We start from the raw sequence: 19,138 nt of genomic DNA, 5'->3' as shown, positions 1-19,138 counted from the left end.
AGCCCTGCTTAATCCTCTGCAAATATATAACGCCATGTTATCGCGCAAAACACGCTGCCTGCAATTGGCGCCACAATAAAAAGCCATAGCTGATCTATAGCCGTAGCACCCGAAAGCAAGGCTGGGCCTATACTACGGGCTGGGTTTACAGATACCCCTGTTACCGGTATCCCCACAATATGAATAAGTACGAGGCTTAACCCTATGGCTATACCTGCAAAACTGCCATATATGTTTTTTGTAGAGGTAGCCCCAAATACAACCAGCAAAAATATAAAGGTGAATATGGCTTCGGCAATAAAGCCCGCCTGCAAGCTGTAATGCCCCGGTGATGATAAGCCATATCCATTTTGGCCAAGGCCGTTAGCTACTATGCTATACCCCTCTTTACCGGATGCAATGAGCAGCAAAAGCCCGGCCCCGGTAATGGCCCCGGCTATTTGCGCTATAATATAAATGATACCCTCGCCGGTTTTCATGCGGCCAACTATAACCATACCAATGGTTATAGCGGGGTTAATATGGCAACCGGATATGTGGCCAATGGCATAAGCCATGGCCACAACCGATAAGCCAAAGGCGAAGGCTATCCCCAGTAGGCCGACGCCTGTTGTACCATTTGGGCCGGCAATTACCGCACTGCCGCAACCCATTAAAACCAATACTGCTGTGCCTAAAAACTCAGCAAAAAATTTTGATAAAATATTTGTTTTCATAAATATTCAAACCGCTTGTTAATAAACACTTAACCGCACAAACTAATGCTAATAAGTCTTGTGTGCATACAAAGGAATTGAATTGCAAACAAGCTGTTTAACACCTTCGACAGATTGTTGATTTTTAACGACAGAAAGGCAATGAGAGCGTTTTAGACTATAAAGTTTGAAACTCTGCAAGCTTATTTTATTGTACAACAGGTTGCGAAAGAATATATTGAAGTGAAAATCTTAACTTTAATTACATGAAGTTTGAGGTCCATTTACCCTGTAATCAATTATTGCCCTACGTTAAGCATTTGATTATTTCAGAAAATGAAAATTCAGTTGCTTATAAAGTGTTACCCGATACGGCATTGGTTATCGGATTTCAATATCGCGGAAAATTGAGTTATATCGATAACGGCCGGGAAACCTTACTTGCAACCTCGGGCATAACTGGCTTAAGAGATAGCTACCGCATATTTAATAATACAGCCGGAATAGGATCCGTTCTGGTTGTTTTTCGTGAGAATGGTGCAGCTCGGTTTATTCGCGCACCCTTGCACGAATTATTTGACGAAAGCCTTTCTTTAGACCATTTTTTTGATCGTTCAACCTTATCTGAAATAGAAGAGCAGTTGGCTTTGGCAGCAGATGACAAGGCAAGGATCAAATTGATTGAAGGATTTCTTATCGATCAACTAAATGACCGCCAGCCAGACATTTTGATTGCCCATGCATTGGAGCATATCCATGCGTCAAAAGGCACTATTCGCATAAATGAACTCGCCACTCTGCTCAACACCAGTGCAAGTCCGCTGGAAAAACGCTTCCGGCAAGAAGTTGGGGCATCGCCAAAAAAATTTTCAATGATCGTTCGTGCACAAAATGTTTTAGCTGCTATGGATAATGGCAAACAACACTATTCAGAATACCTTTCCAGCTATTATGACCAGGCTCACTTTATAAAAGATTTTAAAAAATTCGCTTCGATAACTCCCGAACAATACTTAAAAACGTTGAAATAAACGGATTTTTACAATCATACGCTGCGCGGTAAAATTACTTTTGAGACATCAAATTTTAAAAAAGATGTTTACAATACAGCAAATTAAGGCGGCACACGCCAAGGTAAAAACCGGTGCAGACTTTCCCGTTTATGTTCAGGAAATTAAACAATTAGGATTACTCCGGTATGAATACCTGGTTAAAAACGGACAGACCGTTTATCATGGAGCAAATAATATTCAGGTAAACAGCGAAGCAATCTATGTCGAAAAAACAATTTCGGAAATTTCGTCTCCAGCAACAGTAAAGCAAATCATAATTGATCATCAGCAGGGCAAAACCGACTTTTTAACATTCTGTACCCAGGCAGCCAATGCTGGTGTAGAAAAATGGGTGGTGGATACTCAAACTATGCTTTGCAGTTATTATGACCTGGATGGTAATCCTATGGTAGCTGAACCCATTCCGGATAATGGTTATTGATTTTTTGACACAATATTACCAAGGTTAGTTAAAAAACAAGCCCTACGTATAAATACGTGGGGCTTGTTGAGCAAATTTCGGTACTATCGAAATTTATAGTGGTCCTTAGACTACAAATATCGAACTCTTTTATGGGTGATTTGCATTGTGCAGCGGGTTTGGAGGACAACTATTAATATCGAAGACATAACTAACAGATTACTTGTTATAAACCGAAAGCGCCATATCGACATTGCTGTTTTTAGCATTTTTCAATTTCTCTATGTATGTGTTAGCTTCTCCAGAATTAATCATTTTTAGCGCGTGAATACATTTTCTTAATGTCGATTCCATTTCATCGTCATTCTTCCTATATCTGTCTGGTTCAGTCGCAATTTTATATAAGGGATCCGTGAAAATGTTATCATTTAGATTGTCTAAATAAATGGTATTTATCAAATCTTCGTGTTCTTCATGCCAAGTTGCCGTTAACAATTGGGCAATAAGTTTTATGTAGCTATTATCAATTCCGTCCCTATATGCAATATTTAAAGCAAATTGTAATTGAACTTTGTCTTGATGAGCTATCGCTTCATTGATAATATTATGGATTTCCGATATAAATTTCTTCGCTGATCGAGGAATTCTATCAAAAAAAGAATTTGCGATGAATGGATCCTTAGAGTCCAATTTCTGATATTCAGCATATAAGCTTCTAAAGTTCATTTGGCGTTTCGGTGGCTTATCTACGAAGGTACTCAAAAGCCTTCAACATAAAAAAGCCCTCAGATTTTCATCTAAAGGCTTTTGAATTTCATTCCCATGCTTGTCATACCTTGGGGCATTTTGTGGTCCCGACGAGAATCGAACTCATATCTAGAGTTTAGGAAACTCCTATTCTATCCGTTGAACTACGGGACCAGTTATTTTAGGAAATGCAAATTTGCAAATTTTACCTGACCCCGCCAATTAACGGCGAACATTAAATACAATTATTTACTATTATTCTGCGAATTGCTTATTGCCCCGCCTGCACCAATAGCAGTGGCAACACCTATGCCCGCCATCGCCTTGGCATAACCCGTTGCTTTTGAATTGATAAAGTAGTTGCCGCGCTTTTGGTTAAACTCTCTGAATTGTTTCGGGTTCATGGTTGTGGTTAGTGATCTCGAAACAAAAAAATCGTGCTGGTACGTTGCCGGTTGTACCTCATTACCATTCACAATGTATAGCGTTAGGTAGCTTTTAAACCTTAGCGGCGAGTTTTGATCGCTAAAATCAGCCGACTTAACTTTTGTTAAACTAACGGTATCCTGATATTTATAAACCATTCTTACTTTGTGAAAAACACTATCGGGTATGTTTAAAAACCCTTTTGTTAGCCTCACGCTGGTATTACTGCTTTGCGAATGGGGCGGCAAAAAGGTGGTGTTTTTTGGCAAGCCAGCCACCGCATTAATGCTGCCGGTAGTGTAGCCGGGATTACTGAATGACGGGTTGTTATTATAATGATAAGAATCTGTTTGGGCATCAATGCTGCCTGTTATGGCAACTTTATTGGGCGCATAACTAACTGCCTTCCCGTCAATTATCATGGCCGATTTTTGCCAGTCGATGTATAAAGGCTTATCTAACTTATTTTGAACATTAACGGTAACAGGTGCGTCTGGGCCGTAAAAAGAATAGGCTACCTTAACAGAATCATTCTCAAATTCAAAATCGCCCGTTTGCTGATTTTTTGTCCCGTTTGTGCTGCTAATAACGTTTAACTGGTACCTGCTGCATGAGGTAATAACGAAGCAGCAAAATACTAAAGCTGTAAAAAGTAAAGGTTTCATGATGATATGGTACTAAGTGTCAAATATAAACTGTGACTTAAATACTAACCCACAGTTTAATAGTTAACAAAATTGTTACCTGATCACAGATCCATTCGGCATTTCATCGGCAGGGGCAACAAAACTCAGCTTGCCTTCGCCATTCTCAGCCATCAGTATCATTCCTTGCGACATGATGCCTTTGATCTCCCTTGGCTCCAGGTTAACCAGAATGCTCACCTGTTTGCCTATGATGGCTTCAGGTTCGTAATGCTCGGCAATGCCCGATACTACCGTGCGCTGGTCTATCCCTGTATCAATAGTAAGTTTTAACAGTTTTTTAGTTTTGGCTACTTTCTCGGCTGTTAAGATGGTACCGGTACGGATATCCAACCCTACAAACTCATCAAAAGTAATATTTGCTTTTGCAGGTGCAACCACAGCTTGTGTTACCACGGCCGATGCGGCTTTTTTATCCGCCAGCTTTTGTATCTGTTTTTCTATCGCTTCATCCTCTACCTTTTCAAATAACAAAGCTGCAGGGTTTAACTGATGGCCATTGGCAAATTTAAGTTCCTGATCAAAAGTAACTGCGTCCAAATTAAGCATACCGAATATTTTGGCTGCTGTCGCCGGCAAAAACGGTTGCAGGCATGTAGCCAGGTGGCCTATCAGTATCAAACTGTTATGTAAAGCTGTTTTAGCCGCTTCAGGGTCACTTTTAATCGTTTTCCATGGCTCTTGCTCGGTAAGGTAACGGTTGCCTAAGCGGGCCATATCCATCACGTTCTGCAGGGCCGCCCGGAAACGATAGCTTTCCAGGTTTTTGCCCAATTCATCGTAGTAACCGCCTAACTCCGCATCTACTTTGGCATCGGTTAATTTAATTATACCGTTATCGCTCTCTACCTTGCCGTCGTAATATTTATGCATCAGTATCATTACGCGGTTAACGTAGTTACCCAAAATGGCAACCAGCTCATTATTTACACGGGCCTGGTAATCTTTCCAGGTAAATTCACTGTCGCTTGTTTCCGGCAATATCGATGTAAGCACGTAACGCAGTTCATCCTGCTTACCGGGGAACTCCTCCAGATACTCATGCAGCCAAACCGCGTGATTGCGGGATGTAGATAGCTTATCGCCTTCCAGGTTTAAAAACTCGTTGGCCGGTACATTTTGCGGTAATATATAATCGCCATGCGCCTTTAATATCGCCGGGAATATGATACAATGAAATACAATATTATCCTTACCAATAAAATGCATCAGGCAGGCATCATCTTCGGTATTAGCTTGCTTTTTCCAGTACTGCTGCCAGTCCTTACCATTATCTATCGCCCATTGTTTAGTGGCAGATATATAGCCTATCGGCGCATCCATCCACACGTATAATTTTTTGCCTTTTGCTTCTTCTAAGGGTACGTCAATTCCCCAATCCAAATCACGGGTCATAGAGCGTGGCTGCAAGCCCGATTTTAACCAGGAACGGCATTGGCCAAATACGTTTACCTTCCACTCCCCTTCTTTTTCATCAATCCATTTCTCTAACCATGGCTGGTATTTATCCAAAGGCAAATACCAGTGTTTGGTTGGTTTTAACACCGGCTTTTTACTGCTTAGGGTTGATATTGGGTCTATCAGGTCTGTTGGGTTTAGCGATGTGCCGCAATTTTCGCACTGATCGCCGTAGGCTTTATCATAGCTGCAAACGGGGCAGGTACCTGTAATATATCTATCGGCCAAAAACTGGTCGAACTCTTCGTCGTAGTATTGCTCAGAGTATTTTTCAATGAACTCCCCTTTTTCATAAAGGTTCAGGAAAAACTCCTGCGACAGATCATGATGAATAGCCGATGAAGTACGGTGATAGATGTCAAACGCTATCCCAAATTCTTCAAAACTATCTTTAATCTGGTTATGGTATTTATCAATAATAGCCTGTGGCGTGGTGCCTTCCTTTTTTGCTTTTATGGTGATGGCTGCGCCATGCTCGTCAGATCCGCAAATGTACACTACATCCTTTTTCATTAGCCGCAGGTAACGTACAAAAATATCTGCAGGCAGGTATGCCCCAGCCAGGTGGCCAATATGCAGCGGCCCGTTTGCATACGGTAGCGCCGAGGTTATGGTGTATCTTTTATATTTATTAAGTTGCGACATTAAACAGGGATGTTTATTAATTTGCAAAGATAATTTTTTTAAGTCAGAAAGTTGGGAAAGACGGAAAGTCCGTAAGACCGGAAGACGGAATATAAATTAGCTTTAAATAGTATATTTTAATCTTTCGGACTTATGCCGACTAACGGACTTTCGGACACTACCATACCATACTTAAAAAAAGGCGACAAGGTAGCTATTACCTGCCCGGCCAAAAAGCTACCTATCCCCATGACGGATGCTGTGAACCTGCTAACCGGCTGGGGCCTCGAGGTTGTATTAGGCGATACCGTAAATGCCTCGTACCATCAGTTTGCCGGCGATGATGCCTTTAGGGCGGCAGATCTGCAGCGTTTTATTGATGATGACAGCATAAAGGCTATCATTTGCGCACGCGGTGGTTATGGCACCATCCGCATGGTTGATATAGTTGATTTTAGCCCCCTACAAACAAACCCTAAGTGGCTGATAGGCTTTAGCGATATAACCCTGTTGCACGCTCATGTAATTGCTAACTACAACTTGCCTTGTATACACGGGCAAATGCCCCTGAATATTCCCGATGCGTCTGCATATTCGTTAGAAACCTTACGGATGGCACTATTTGGCGATGAACTGGCTTATAATATAGCGCCCAATGCGCTTAACCGCCCCGGAGAATGTAGCGGGATGCTGATAGGCGGCAACCTATCTTTATTAATTGCGGTGTCCGGTTCTGTGAGTGATATGGATTACTCAGGTAAGGTTTTGTTTATTGAAGATGTAGGCGAATACCTGTATGCTATAGACAGGATGTTACGTGCGCTGAAACGAGCCGGAAAACTTAAAAACCTTACAGGCCTTATTGTAGGTGGTTTTACCGATCTGAAAGATAATGAGATCCCCTTTGGCCAAACACTGCCCCAAATTGTGATGGATGTTGTGGCAGAATATAATTACCCGGTTTGCTTTGACTTCCCGGCAGGGCATATACCTAATAACTGCAGCCTGATTTTGGGTAAAAAACTAAATTTATCTGTAAAAACAAGTGGGGTTAATATTGATTATAAATAGATATGGCATACTTAAGTAACTTGAATAACTATCGTAATACCGGCTTATTGATACTCCGGGTTGGTTTAGGCGCAATGATGATTTATCACGGGTACCCGAAATTAATAGGTGGCACACATAGTTGGGCTGATTTAGGCGCATCAACCAAATATATTGGCATCCATTTTTGGCCGGTAATATGGGGCTTTTTAGCTGCATTGACAGAAACGCTTGGAGGTTTCCTGCTAATTATAGGTTTAGCATTCAGGCCCGCAGCTTTTTTCTTATTAATTAACCTTATTGTAGCAGCGGCTACACATTTTGGCCAGGGCGACGGCCTGGATGGTGCCGCACACGCAGTTGAACTGGCTTTTGTATTTGCAGGGTTAATATTTGTTGGGCCAGGTAAATATAGTGTTGATAAAAAATAAAAGCCGATTAATTAACCGGCTTTTATTAGTTTTTATAATGTGTAAAACAACCCCTCATATATAGACACGCTTGAACTAGAGTTTCTTCTATATTTAACATAATTACCACCAGAAGCATTACCCCATGTACCGGTAAGTAAAATACATGGCACACCGTTTTCGGTGACTGAAACTATATTACCCGAGGATCCTCCAAAATTATCTCCTGTAACAGCAAAAGTATGGCCATTTTGGTCAAAATACCCAATAAACCAATCTGTTTGTTTCGCTAAATGTTTATGAACAATCCCTTTTTTTAGAGGAGCTTTAAATGATGCCATTGGCAAAATAAATGCCAATAGCACTAAACACAATACTTGTTTTTTCATAATACTTTGATTTGGTTAATGATTAACTATCAAGCAATATACCTAAAATGCTAATTACAATGCAAAAAAATAATTACAAAAAAAGCCGCCCTATAAAAGGGCGGCTTTTAACAATATTAGGCTTTATTAATTCCTAGGCGACTTAAACACGTATGTTTCGTCGAAAGTACGTGCCCCGCCGTTACTTGTCCACTTAACATGGAATGTTTTGGTTGCCGGGTCCCAAGTGCTTGGACCAGTGTTGCCAATAGGTAATAAGCTTGACATAGAAACGGTAACATTATTAGTTGCCGGATCAATAGTAAGTGTTTGAGCATTTGAATAAACACCTAACAATCCCGGATCTAATGCAACTGTGTTAGCACCAGTTGTTACCAGATCAAGAGTGTTTGTACCGTTACCTAAAGTACTTGTGTATGTATGCGTATAAGTGCCATCATATGGGTTTTTAGCGCCAATTTGCATTAAAATGGTGCCATAGTTACCGCTGATTGTTCCGCGGCTAACTGAAGTGATCTTCAAAGCAACAACATACTGTTTATTAAAGTCTGTAATATTGGTAGTATTAACTTTACCTTTTATCACGCCTTTTCTCTCGCCTTTTTTGATCACAACGCTTGTACCCTCTATGCTATACCAGCTTGTTGGCATTGGCTCTAAGTTTACAGTTTCATGGTCGCGGTCAAGTCTTTCTTGATTATACTGTGTAAGAGCTGTGTTATCAATACCGAAATTTACCGTGATATCCTCCGGAGCAGCTTCACCACCTGTATAGTTTACTTCGAAAGTAAGGTCTATACTTGGGTTGATTTCCAAACTTCTTAAGTATAATGGGAAAGTACTTCCTGATGGCGATATTGGCGCATCTCCTGTAACAGCGGTAGACCACTCAACAACCGCCGGTGAGTTATTAGGCGTCAGGTTAGTTTTGTTATCCTTTAAACACCCTGTAAAACCTACAGCTGCGGTGAATAAGATAATGCTAAAATATTTTTTCATTTTGTTTAATTTAAATGGGATGTTAATTTAAATCGTAAAACACTCGTGATGTAAACGCGTTGATTCCCTGCGGTACATTAGTTGGGTTAAGTGCATACTCCGACTGTGGATATAAAACCCTAACTGGTAATTTATCAAGACGAGTTGATGTAGATTGCGTAGAAGCAAAGTTATAATACTCAAGGTGAGCACCTTGAGGAGCAAATTGCGCACCTGTTACAGGGTACCCTGTTCTTCTGTAATCTGACCATCCCTCATTGCTGTGGATGTAATTAACCGAAATCCATTTCTGAGTAACAATAGCCTCAAGCTTACGCTGAATAGCATCTGTATTATACTTATCATTCGGGTTAACCGACTCTGGTTGTTTCGGCAAACCGTAAACTACTAAGTAGTTATTCGCGTTGTTACCTTCATGCTGATAATAATAAAAATCACTCATTTTCACTGCTGGCGGTGTGCCACCCGGGCCAGCCGGAGCACCTGCAGATGTGCCAGCAACACGTGATGCATCAATGCTTTCATCTTGTTTGGTGTATAAATACCTGTCTGAAGCTTGTATACCTAAGTTAAAGTAAGTTTCATCACTACCAGGAGCAATAATACCAAATAAGCTTGCTTCTGCCTGTAAGAAATAGCTTTCTGCAGCAAGCATTAATGGCTGAGACATGGTTGGTCCTTTTAAAACACCAAGGCCTGAACCCGAAGTTGAGCTACCTGAACCTGTAAACCAAGGAGTACCATTGGGTGATAGTGCCACAAACTGGTTTTGTACACCTAATTGGTTACCTGTATCATAATCTTTGTATGTTACAACAGGTGCATTTGCTTTACCATATCCTCTGATATCATCTTCAATTTTAGTACCATCATAAAAACCGTATGCATAAAATGTTGGCAGGGTTGTTAACTGTTGAACGTTACCGGCAGCATCCCATGCATAAGAGTTCCAATGTGGGTTTTGTTTACCACTTTGTGCGGCATACCCTGGTTGTACTTTTACATCATAAGTAACAAAAGTAGCACCAGCCAATTTAGTTTTCTCCTCGTTGAAAGTTGCGCTAAAAGTTGGTACTTCGCGGGTACGAACAAGCATTTTTAATTTCAGCGTATTTGCAAACTGGGTCCATCTTGCAGATGGGAAACCTGTTGAAGCTTCAAAGTTTGTAAAGTTAGCTGCATCACCTTCACCACCGGCATAAACGATGTCTATCCTTTGGCTGTTAGGGCTTGTTGCTGTTTTGATTGTTACTTGTGGATCATTTGGAAGAGCTAAAGAAGCGATAGCTTCATTGATCTCTTTAAATAAACCGCGGTAAACATCCTCTGCTTTATCATATTTGGGGTTAAGATTACCTAAGCCCTTTAATGCTTCAGAGTATGGAACATCATTATAAACATCAATTAAGCGTAAGTAGCAAAACGCTTTCATGATCTTAGCTATGGCATTATAATTTTTATATGGGCCTGTAGCATCGGTTTTGTTTATAATAGTTTGGTAATCGTTAAGGTTGTTAAAACTTTGAGACCATAAACCATTGTTATCGCTGGTTGAATAGTTGTAAGTTAAAACAGACCCGAAACCACCGTAACCACCTGCGTTAGCCTGATAACCACCTGCCCATGCAGCATAGCTGTTAAAGGTTACGTTTGTAGCAGCGGTTTGCGCTACAGCCGCAGGCAAAATCAAGTCCGGGGTTACATCTGTTGGTGAGTTTGGATTGTTATTAACATCCAGATACTTTTTACATGAAGTTGCCGCAATTAAACAGCCCCCCATAAGTATCATACTAAATATTTTTATCCTTTTCATCTTTTTTCTGTTAAAAAAATTATAATGTTACTGTTAAGGTAGCGCCGTAGTAACGGGTTGGAGGCGTTTGGCTTAACGATTGGATACCGATTGCGTTACCGTCGGTAAAGTTAAACTCTGGGTCAGTGTACAAGTTCGATTTAGGAACCCATAAGAATAAGTTACGGCCTTGTGCACTAATGCTTACACCTTTAACATATTTTTGACCTGCAAGTACTGATTTAGGTAAATCGTAGGTTAATGATACCTCACGTATTTTCCATGATGCACCACTGTAAATGTAGTTGGTAGCAATGTTCATGTTACGGTTGTTATCAGCAAAGAAACCTGCACCACCATCAGCTACTGTGATATTTGTGTTTGCGATGTATGAATCTGTAGCTGCATCATAATATGATGAGTTAGGGAATACGAAACGCTCACGGTTGTAGTATGCAGTTCTGATACCTGAACCAGAGAAATCATAAGTACCCGCGCCGCTGTTGTATACAACAAAACCACCACGGTACTCAGCTAAAGCAAATAACCTTAAGTTTTTGTATTTAACCTCGAAGTTTAAGCCCAAACGGTGTTTAGGGTTAGTATTGCCTAAAATAGTTTGATTTGGGTTAGCAATAGGGTAACCTGTTGTTTTGTCGATAACTACACGGCCTTGTGGATCGCGTTGGTAATCTGAACCTTGTAACATTGGATAAGAATATCCGGTGATAGCATACGCTTGTGCCTGTGCACCAGAGCTTAAAGCTAATTGTTTAAGGTCGGCGCTTATTTCTGTAACCTTGTTATCATTGTAAGTATAGTTACCACCTAATGTTAACTGCCATCCGTTTGATGTTTTCAATGGGATAAAGCTTAACACTGTCTCGATACCTTCGTTTTTAACGTTACCTGTATTGGTTAAGAATTGTGTATAACCGGTAGCGTTAGATAAACCTGTAGGTACTGTTTGGTCAGTAGTATTTGTTCTGTAGTAGGTAACATTCGCGCTGATACGCTCATCAAGGAATAACGCGTCGAAACCACCTTCAAAACCTTTGGTGATCTCTGGGCGAAGGCTTGGAGATACTAACTGACCGCTGACCCTGTAACCAGGGCCTGTGCTGAATGGATAACCAGCAGCCTGGCTGTAAGTAGGTACGTTAGCATAAGCGCCAATGTTAGCCTGACCTACTTTAGATACCGAAGCACGGATCTTTAAGCTGCTTAATATACGATTGTTTTTTAATGACTCGAAAGCCTGAGTAGGTACAAATGATGCACTTAATGAAGGGTAGAAGAATGAACGGTTTGCTACCGCTAAAACTGAAGTCCAGTCGTTACGGCCGGTACCTTCTAATGTTAAGTAATCTTTGTAAGTTACCCTTAAATCACCATACACACCAACCTGCCTTCTAACAGCAGAGCTTTGTCCACCGTCTGGGGTTGGGGTATAACGTTGCGCTACGTTAAACAGATCGCGCTGAATCAAACCTGTTGCATTAATAGTTTGCGCATTATCATTATTTCCACGTAATTGACCACCTGCGGTAAATGACACCTTAAAGTCGCCGTAGGTTTTAGCATAAGTACCCTGGAATTCGGATAATAACTGGGTAGTATATGAGCTACCATCTTCAACACCGCCAGCAACATTGCTTTTACCATTGAATTTACCACTAGCTAAAGTGTATGGCGTGAAAACAAATTTATTTGAATACGTTTTGTATGAAGTGTTGTAAGTAGAGATACCCACACGACCAGTGAACGTTAACTCATCAATCGGCCTCCATTTCAGCTCTAACCTACCAATCAAATAATCATTTCTGGTTTTTTGACGGCTATTAGCTGCGGTATAGTATGGGTTGTTATAATAGTCGTTATAAAAACCATTAGGGTTAGCAAACTCATTATTTTGCCAATCTTTATAATCTGTAATACGGATGTTATCCGGCTGGTTTAACAAGTTGTCATAAATTGTACCTGTAGCCGAAGTAATATCATAACGGTTTTGAACGTAGTTAGCACCGTAATCAATACTTACTTTGTTACCAAGATCACGTGTACCATTTAAACGTAATGATACCCTGTTATATTTATCACCAGGAGTAGTACCATTTTGTGTTACGTACTGGCCAGATAAATAAACAGTTGATTTATCATCACCTGAAGTTAAGGTGAAGTCAGATTGGTTCATTACACCAGTATTCCAGAAATCATTTTTAGAATTGGTAGCAGCGTATGGCAACATTTGCTGATCGCCATTCTCTAACACCCTACCTACAGGCCTCATTACACCATCAAACGCAGGACCGTATTGTTGGTTCTCGTAAGGAATGTAAGCCTGGATATCATTGTTAGAACCAGAACCAAATTTGTTCTGAACTTTAGGGAAGTAACTAACCTGCTCCCAGCTTGTAGTATTTGAGAAACGGATAGCGGTTTGTCCTTTTTTACCTTTTTTGGTTGTGATCAATAACGCACCGTTTGATGCATCAGAACCATAAAGTGCAGCACCTGATGAACCGTTTAACACCTGGATATCTTCGATATCTTCAGGGTTTAAGTTGGTAAGTACAGCATTTGGAACAATAATGTTATCCAAAACTACTAAAGCCTGGTTGTTACCAAGTAATGAACGGTTACCACGTAGTACGATACGTACCTGTGGGTTAACACCGCTGCTTACAACGTTAACCTGCAAACCTGCAACTTTACCAGATAATGCTGCTGCAACACTTGGGGTTTTACCTTGTGTAATAGCCTGGCTTTTAAGCTGGGTAGTAGCATAACCTTGTGTACTTTTCTGCACCTGCAAACCCGCAGCCGCAACAACCACTTCACCTAATTGGCTGGAGCTGGATTCTAATGACAGGTTTACAACACCGCTTGCAGAAATAACCGATTCCTGTTTCTGGAACCCGATAAATGAGAAGCTTAATGATTTTGCCGATGCAGGCACGCTTAGACTGAATTTTCCGGAAGCATTGGTTTGGGTACCAATTGAAGTTCCAGACACTGTAACACTTACTCCTGGTAATGGCAAGCCATCATCCTTTGAAGTAACTGTACCAGTAATTGTACGATTTTGTGCAAATACCTGTGTTATGCATAACATCAGGAAACACAAACTTACTAGTAGAAGTTTTTTCATGTTTGTTAATAATAAGATCAGTTAATAGTTAATTAGTCATAAAAGTAGTGTTACGTTATCAATAAATCAAATTAAAAAGTAAAAAAAGATGAATTTTCATAAAATAAATTCTAAAAATCAAAATAAAATAAAAAATATAGTACTATGTATTGCATAATACATTCCAAAACATATATCTTTGTATTATGATTGTTGAAAATACACAAACCCAAATGAGGAAAGGCATACTGGAGTACTGCATACTTTCCATTATAGCAAAGGGCGAGATATATGCTTCAGATATTATAGCTGAGCTAAAAAAGGCCCGTCTGCTTGTAGTTGAGGGTACGTTATACCCTTTATTAACCCGCTTAAAAAATAATGGCCTGCTCTCATACAACTGGGTGGAGTCGACATCGGGCCCGCCGCGAAAGTATTATGTACTGAGCGACGAAGGCCGCAAAGTGCTTGAGCAGCTTGATGGCACCTGGCAGGAACTGGCATTTGCCGTACAAACCGCAATTGGCGACAGAAACAATTAAAAACCACTAATTATCACCCAATCATGAATAAAACTATCATCATAAATATAAACGGCATCGTTTTTCATATAGAAGAGGATGCTTACGAGATACTTAAAAGCTACATGACCGATGTACAGCGCCATTTCCTCAACTCGGCTGATAGCCTGGAGATCACAACGGATATAGAGAACCGCATAGCCGAGATGTTTAACGAAATACTGCTTAAAGAGGGCAAACAGGTTGTTGTTTTACAGGATGTTAAAACAGTTGTTGAGCAAATGGGCTCGGTTGAAGATTTTGAAACCGTTGAAGAAGGTGCAAAACCACATGCACAGCAGGCATTTACCTACGGTACAGAGCCTCGCCGCCTTTTCCGCGACCCGGACGACCACCTCGTTGCAGGTGTGTGCTCAGGCATTGCCAATTACTTTGATTTTAACCCGGTGTGGGTACGTTTACTGTTTGCCATTGCTATAGCCTTTGCCGGCACGGGCTTTATATTATATATTATATTATGGATAGTTGTACCAAAGGCCGTTACCCGTGCTGATCGTATGGCCATGAAAGGCCAGAAACTGGACCTGCAGGGCTTCAAAAACAATTTTGAGGAGGAACTGAACACCGTAAAAGGCAACCTTCATAACTTCCATAACGAGGCTCGCCCACTTGTATATAAAACCCGCGATTTTGCAGGTGACCTTTTTGGGCACATCGGCAGCTTTGTAGGAGGCGCTGGTAAAATGCTGGGTAAACTTGTTGCGATAGCCATACTTGCAAGCTGCTTTGCCGGTATCATATTTCTTATTGTAATAACCATATCCGCATTCTTTTATGGCAACCACAATATGAATATATACCGCATCTTTCCGTTTAACATAGTTAACCAGCAGGTAAATAACATATTTATTATATGCTCATTATTAATGCTTATAATACCGTTGCTGGCTATTATCCTGGCTATAATAAATTATGTATTCAAGGGTAATGTAATTAACCGTACCGCAGGTTCGGCCTTATTAATGGTTTGGGTTGTTGCATTAAGTGTGGTTGTATATTATACCGCCAAAACATCTGCCGATTTTAAATCGGGCGCCAGCTTTAGCCAAACCATAAATATCAAGCCCAGTGCCGATAGCACTTATTACTTAAAGCTTAATGATATTAAATACCTTACTGCCGAGGACAGCATCCGTTTAAAAGTTAAAGACGATTTTAGGGGCCGCGTTATATTAGACGACGACGAGGACAATAACATGGATATGCCCGACAAAAACATCGATCTGTATATCGAGAAAAGCGATGTAGCACAACCGGTACTGGTAGAATCGTTCAGTGCGCGCGGTTCTGATTATGACGATGCCTTATTTAATGCACGCGGTACAACTTACCATTTTGAACAGCAGGGCAATGTATTGAAATTTAACCGCAGGTTCGAAAAACAGATCAACAGGTTATGGCGTGCGCAAGAGTTACATCTAACTTTAAAAATACCTTTAAACGCTAAAGTGGTAATTGATGATCAGATAGATCGCTTTGTAAGAGGTGTGAGCGTTTATGATTGCAAACGCGATAATAAAAAAGAAGGCGAATCATCTGCCAAATTCATCATGACCGATAACGGGCTGCAATGTAAGGTTGATACCCTGGTAATACCGCAAACAGCCAAACAAAAAGCAATTGCAGATAGTGTTGCAAGGGCAAACAACGGAGAATAATGAAACCTATTATAAAGTATATAAGCCTGCTGCTATTCAGCGGGCTTATATTACCATTTTATAATGCCAACAGGTTACAAAAAAACATGGATCAGGTTAGCTCCAAAGCCATTGCGCCGACTATTGAACAATCTCAGCCTAAAACAGAGCGAACACATTTCTTTATCTATCAGGAACTTGCCAAAATATTTTTTCCCGAGCTTACAAATTGAAAATAATCTGTAACCTAAAGCCCCCTTTTAACATCTTACTATAAAAAAGCAATTACATGCCTGCCTGTGCCGGCATACCACATAAACCCTGTACCTATGCAAACATCTACACTATATATAATATAGACAGCGCAATTAGCCGCCGCAACTAAACAAATTTTTAATGCCATTTCAAAAAAACAAGGGGTAAGCCCTTGCCGGACTTTTATTGCCTAAATTTTTACATCATGAAAACGCACATCACTAAACTACTATATATAATATTCCTATTAATAGGCCCTGCCACAGTTAGCGCACAGGGAACCAAACCAACAGCCGGCATATCCGGGCAGTTGCAAAACGAACAGGCAAAGCCAATGGACTACGCCACAGTAACGCTGCTAAGGGGCAAAGATTCCTCGGTAGTTAAAAGCACGCTTACCAACGATGCCGGCAAATACCGGTTTGATAACCTTATTGCCGGTCGCTACATCATCAAAGCTACAACCGTAGGCTACCAACCAACCTTTAGCACTATACTTGAAGTTGACAATGAGGTTATCAGCGCGCCGGTTATAAAAATGCAGCAAAGCAGCCGTAACCTGCAGGGGGTTACCATTACCGCGGCTAAACCGCTTATTGAACGCAAGTTTGACCGTACTGTAATGAATGTGGAAAACAGCGTACTTGCGGCGGGCAACAACGCTTTAGAAATTCTGGAACGTGCACCCGGTGTTACCATCGATAAAGATGATAACATTACCCTGAAAGGTAAACAGGGCGTAACCGTAATGATAAATGATAAGCTTACTTATCTTTCATCGGCACAACTGGCAGCTTTATTACGGTCTACAGATGGTAGCACTATCCAGTCTATCGAGGTGATAACCAATCCTTCTTCAAAGTACGATGCTTCCGGCAACTCGGGTATCATCAACATAAAACTAAAAAAGAATAAGCAAAGCGGCACAAACGGCAGTTTAACCACGGGTGGCGGCTATGGCAAAAACTTTAGGGATAACACAAGCCTTACACTTAACCACAAAACCGGCAACCTTAATTTGTTTGGTACGTTAACCCACGGCGATATTACCCGCGAGAATGTGCTGGATATAAACAGGTCTGTTGTAAGCGGCCCAACAACACGGTACTTTACCCAAAGCACGTTGATGAAAAAACCCGTACATTATAATAACTACCGCGTAGGTGCCGATTATAACACATCGGCCAAAAACACGCTGGGCTTTGTAGTAAGCGGCGATTATACCAACGAGGTAAACAACAACACCAGCAGAACAAACATTGGTTCGCAGCCTATGGGTATCGATTCGTTCCAGAACACCCTATCGGGCATTAAACAAACCTACCGTAATATAGCGGTTAACCTTAATGATAAGCTGGTAATAGATACTACCGGACAGGAACTGAGCATCGATCTGGATTATTCTAAGTTTAATAACAACTCATTCGCCAACTATGACACTTACTTATTCTTTCCGGATGGCAGTACACAGCACCCCCCAATTTTTTTACGCAACCAAACGCCATCAACCATCAGTATCTATACCGCAAAGGCCGATTACACTTATCCGCTCAGCAAAAGCCTGAAACTGGAAACGGGTGTAAAAGCAAGTTCGGTAAAAACGGATAATGACCTGCGCGCCGAAATTGAACAAGGTGGCGTGTTTGTGAACGATGTATCGCGCACTAACCGTTTTGTGTATGATGAAAAAGTGAACGCGGCTTACATAAACCTGGGCCAAACATTTAAAAAAACAACTATACAGGCAGGGTTACGTGCCGAGAACACCATATCTACCGGCAATTTGATCACCAACAGCCAGGTTGTTCACCGTTCATACCTGGATTTCTTCCCGAGTGTATTTATCAATCAAACCCTGTCCGACAAACACGAACTGGGGATCAACTACAGCCGTAGGATAGACCGCCCAAGCTATGATAACCTTAACCCCTTTACTTACTATCTTGACCAGTACACTTACGAAAAAGGCAACCCTTTCCTGAAACCACAGTACACAAATACCTTTGAATTAGCCTACACTTATAATAAAACCCTTAATGTTACACTGGGATACAGCCGCACTACAGATGCAAGCGTAGATGTTTTATATACCGATACCGTGAGGAAAGCAACCTTCCAGACTACCGAAAACCTGCAAACACGGGATAACTACAACATCAACATCAATACGCCTTATACTATTACCAAATGGTGGACAGGAAACCTTAATGTAGATGGCTTTTACCAAAGCTTTAAATCGGCAGCGCTTTTGGGGCAGATGCTAAATAACGGTCAGTTCGCTTTCCAGGGCCGCGCCACACAAACATTTATAGTACCGGGATATAAATTTGAGCTTACAGCCAACTATCAGTCGGCACAAAGTTACAGCATCTTTAAAATGAAATCTCAGTATGCAATTGATGCAGGGGTAAGCCATTCTTTCTACCAGAAAAAAATGAACCTTAAGCTTGCTGTAAGCGATATATTTAACACCCGCAAAAGCAGGGTAAGCACCAACTATTCAGATACCCAGCTTAACCTGGTACAGAAAAACGAAACACGCATTGCCCGTATAACCTTTACCTATAACTTTGGTAACAGCAAAATAAAAGCCCGCCAGCACCAAACCGGCGCCGAAGATGAAAAAGGCCGGGTGAAAAGCGGGGGATAACAGATTTAAGAATCAAGACATAAGAGTTAAGACAAGAAAACACAAAGCCCCTTTATTCCTAAAGGGGCTTTTGTATAACAAAGTTTATTTTCTGTCTTGACTCCTGACTCTAAAAATC

General features: G+C 41.0%; 16 protein-coding genes and 1 tRNA gene. 8 read left to right on the top strand and 9 right to left on the bottom strand.

Features of this window, described 5'->3' with window-relative positions; translation table 11 throughout:
- Positions 1 to 8: 8 nt before the first annotated feature.
- Positions 9 to 716, bottom strand: coding sequence for an aquaporin Z (gene aqpZ, locus WC615_RS03670; protein WP_372976786.1), 708 nt, complete (start codon positions 714 to 716; stop codon positions 9 to 11).
- 245 nt (positions 717 to 961) lie between these two features.
- Here aqpZ and WC615_RS03665 point away from each other — a divergent pair, with 245 nt between their 5' ends.
- The gene (locus WC615_RS03665) at positions 962 to 1,726 is read left to right on the top strand and encodes a helix-turn-helix domain-containing protein (protein WP_372976785.1); all 765 of its coding nucleotides are present in this window, start codon (positions 962 to 964) and stop codon (positions 1,724 to 1,726) included.
- Between the two features lie 64 nt (positions 1,727 to 1,790).
- Complete coding sequence (locus WC615_RS03660) at positions 1,791 to 2,189, top strand: DUF1398 domain-containing protein (RefSeq protein WP_372976784.1); 399 nt, start codon at positions 1,791 to 1,793, stop codon at positions 2,187 to 2,189.
- Positions 2,190 to 2,387: 198 nt separating this feature from the next.
- Here WC615_RS03660 and WC615_RS03655 read toward each other — a convergent pair whose 3' ends face one another.
- The 4 genes from WC615_RS03655 to metG all read right to left on the bottom strand — a co-directional run bounded on the left by WC615_RS03655 (position 2,388) and on the right by metG (position 6,148).
- Positions 2,388 to 2,894, bottom strand: a complete 507-nt coding sequence (locus tag WC615_RS03655; RefSeq protein WP_372976783.1) for a hypothetical protein — start codon at positions 2,892 to 2,894, stop codon at positions 2,388 to 2,390.
- Positions 2,895 to 3,017: 123 nt separating this feature from the next.
- Positions 3,018 to 3,089 (bottom strand) — tRNA-Arg (locus WC615_RS03650).
- Positions 3,090 to 3,160: 71 nt separating this feature from the next.
- A complete protein-coding gene (locus tag WC615_RS03645; protein WP_372976782.1) occupies positions 3,161 to 4,006 on the bottom strand; it encodes a hypothetical protein in 846 nt (281 codons plus the stop codon).
- A 75-nt stretch (positions 4,007 to 4,081) separates the two neighbouring features.
- Positions 4,082 to 6,148 carry a methionine--tRNA ligase gene (gene metG, locus WC615_RS03640; RefSeq protein WP_372976781.1) on the bottom strand — a complete coding sequence of 689 codons (2,067 nt, stop codon included), beginning with the start codon at positions 6,146 to 6,148 and terminating at the stop codon, positions 4,082 to 4,084.
- 132 nt (positions 6,149 to 6,280) lie between these two features.
- On the opposite strand from metG, the gene WC615_RS03635 reads away from it, so the two are divergent.
- Together WC615_RS03635 and WC615_RS03630 are read left to right on the top strand one after the other, a co-directional pair.
- Positions 6,281 to 7,198, top strand: coding sequence for an LD-carboxypeptidase (locus tag WC615_RS03635; protein ID WP_372976780.1), 918 nt, complete (start codon positions 6,281 to 6,283; stop codon positions 7,196 to 7,198).
- A 2-nt stretch (positions 7,199 to 7,200) separates the two neighbouring features.
- A complete protein-coding gene (locus WC615_RS03630; RefSeq protein ID WP_372976779.1) occupies positions 7,201 to 7,608 on the top strand; it encodes a DoxX family protein in 408 nt (135 codons plus the stop codon).
- A 32-nt stretch (positions 7,609 to 7,640) separates the two neighbouring features.
- On the opposite strand, the gene WC615_RS03625 is transcribed toward WC615_RS03630, so the two are convergent.
- The 4 genes from WC615_RS03625 to WC615_RS03610 form a co-directional block, all read right to left on the bottom strand.
- Positions 7,641 to 7,976 carry a hypothetical protein gene (locus WC615_RS03625; protein ID WP_372976778.1) on the bottom strand — a complete coding sequence of 112 codons (336 nt, stop codon included), beginning with the start codon at positions 7,974 to 7,976 and terminating at the stop codon, positions 7,641 to 7,643.
- Between the two features lie 126 nt (positions 7,977 to 8,102).
- Positions 8,103 to 8,975 carry a DUF1735 domain-containing protein gene (locus WC615_RS03620; protein WP_372976777.1) on the bottom strand — a complete coding sequence of 291 codons (873 nt, stop codon included), beginning with the start codon at positions 8,973 to 8,975 and terminating at the stop codon, positions 8,103 to 8,105.
- Positions 8,976 to 8,997: 22 nt separating this feature from the next.
- Positions 8,998 to 10,788, bottom strand: coding sequence for a SusD/RagB family nutrient-binding outer membrane lipoprotein (locus tag WC615_RS03615; RefSeq protein ID WP_372976776.1), 1,791 nt, complete (start codon positions 10,786 to 10,788; stop codon positions 8,998 to 9,000).
- 19 nt (positions 10,789 to 10,807) lie between these two features.
- Positions 10,808 to 13,918 (bottom strand): SusC/RagA family TonB-linked outer membrane protein, encoded by a 3,111-nt coding sequence (locus WC615_RS03610; RefSeq protein ID WP_372976775.1) that lies wholly within the window; start codon positions 13,916 to 13,918, stop codon positions 10,808 to 10,810.
- 185 nt (positions 13,919 to 14,103) lie between these two features.
- Here WC615_RS03610 and WC615_RS03605 point away from each other — a divergent pair, with 185 nt between their 5' ends.
- The 4 genes from WC615_RS03605 (at position 14,104) to WC615_RS03590 (ending at position 19,020) form a co-directional block, all read left to right on the top strand.
- On the top strand, positions 14,104 to 14,439 hold the full coding sequence (locus tag WC615_RS03605; protein WP_372976774.1) for a PadR family transcriptional regulator: 336 nt from the start codon (positions 14,104 to 14,106) through the stop codon (positions 14,437 to 14,439).
- A gap of 23 nt (positions 14,440 to 14,462) precedes the next feature.
- The gene (locus tag WC615_RS03600; protein ID WP_372976773.1) at positions 14,463 to 16,136 is read left to right on the top strand and encodes a PspC domain-containing protein; all 1,674 of its coding nucleotides are present in this window, start codon (positions 14,463 to 14,465) and stop codon (positions 16,134 to 16,136) included.
- Positions 16,136 to 16,348: a hypothetical protein gene (locus tag WC615_RS03595; RefSeq protein ID WP_372976772.1), complete on the top strand. Its 213-nt coding sequence runs from the start codon at positions 16,136 to 16,138 to the stop codon at positions 16,346 to 16,348. Before WC615_RS03600 ends, WC615_RS03595 begins: the two co-directional genes overlap by 1 nt.
- Before the next feature lie 227 nt (positions 16,349 to 16,575).
- Positions 16,576 to 19,020, top strand: coding sequence for a TonB-dependent receptor domain-containing protein (locus WC615_RS03590; protein ID WP_372976771.1), 2,445 nt, complete (start codon positions 16,576 to 16,578; stop codon positions 19,018 to 19,020).
- Positions 19,021 to 19,138: the final 118 nt, after the last annotated feature.

It is taken from the genome of Mucilaginibacter sp. (genome assembly GCF_041663085.1).
GTDB lineage: Bacteria > Bacteroidota > Bacteroidia > Sphingobacteriales > Sphingobacteriaceae > Mucilaginibacter.
The sequence above is the reverse complement of the archived record's forward strand: the minus strand, read 5'-3'. Positions and strand labels throughout refer to the sequence as shown.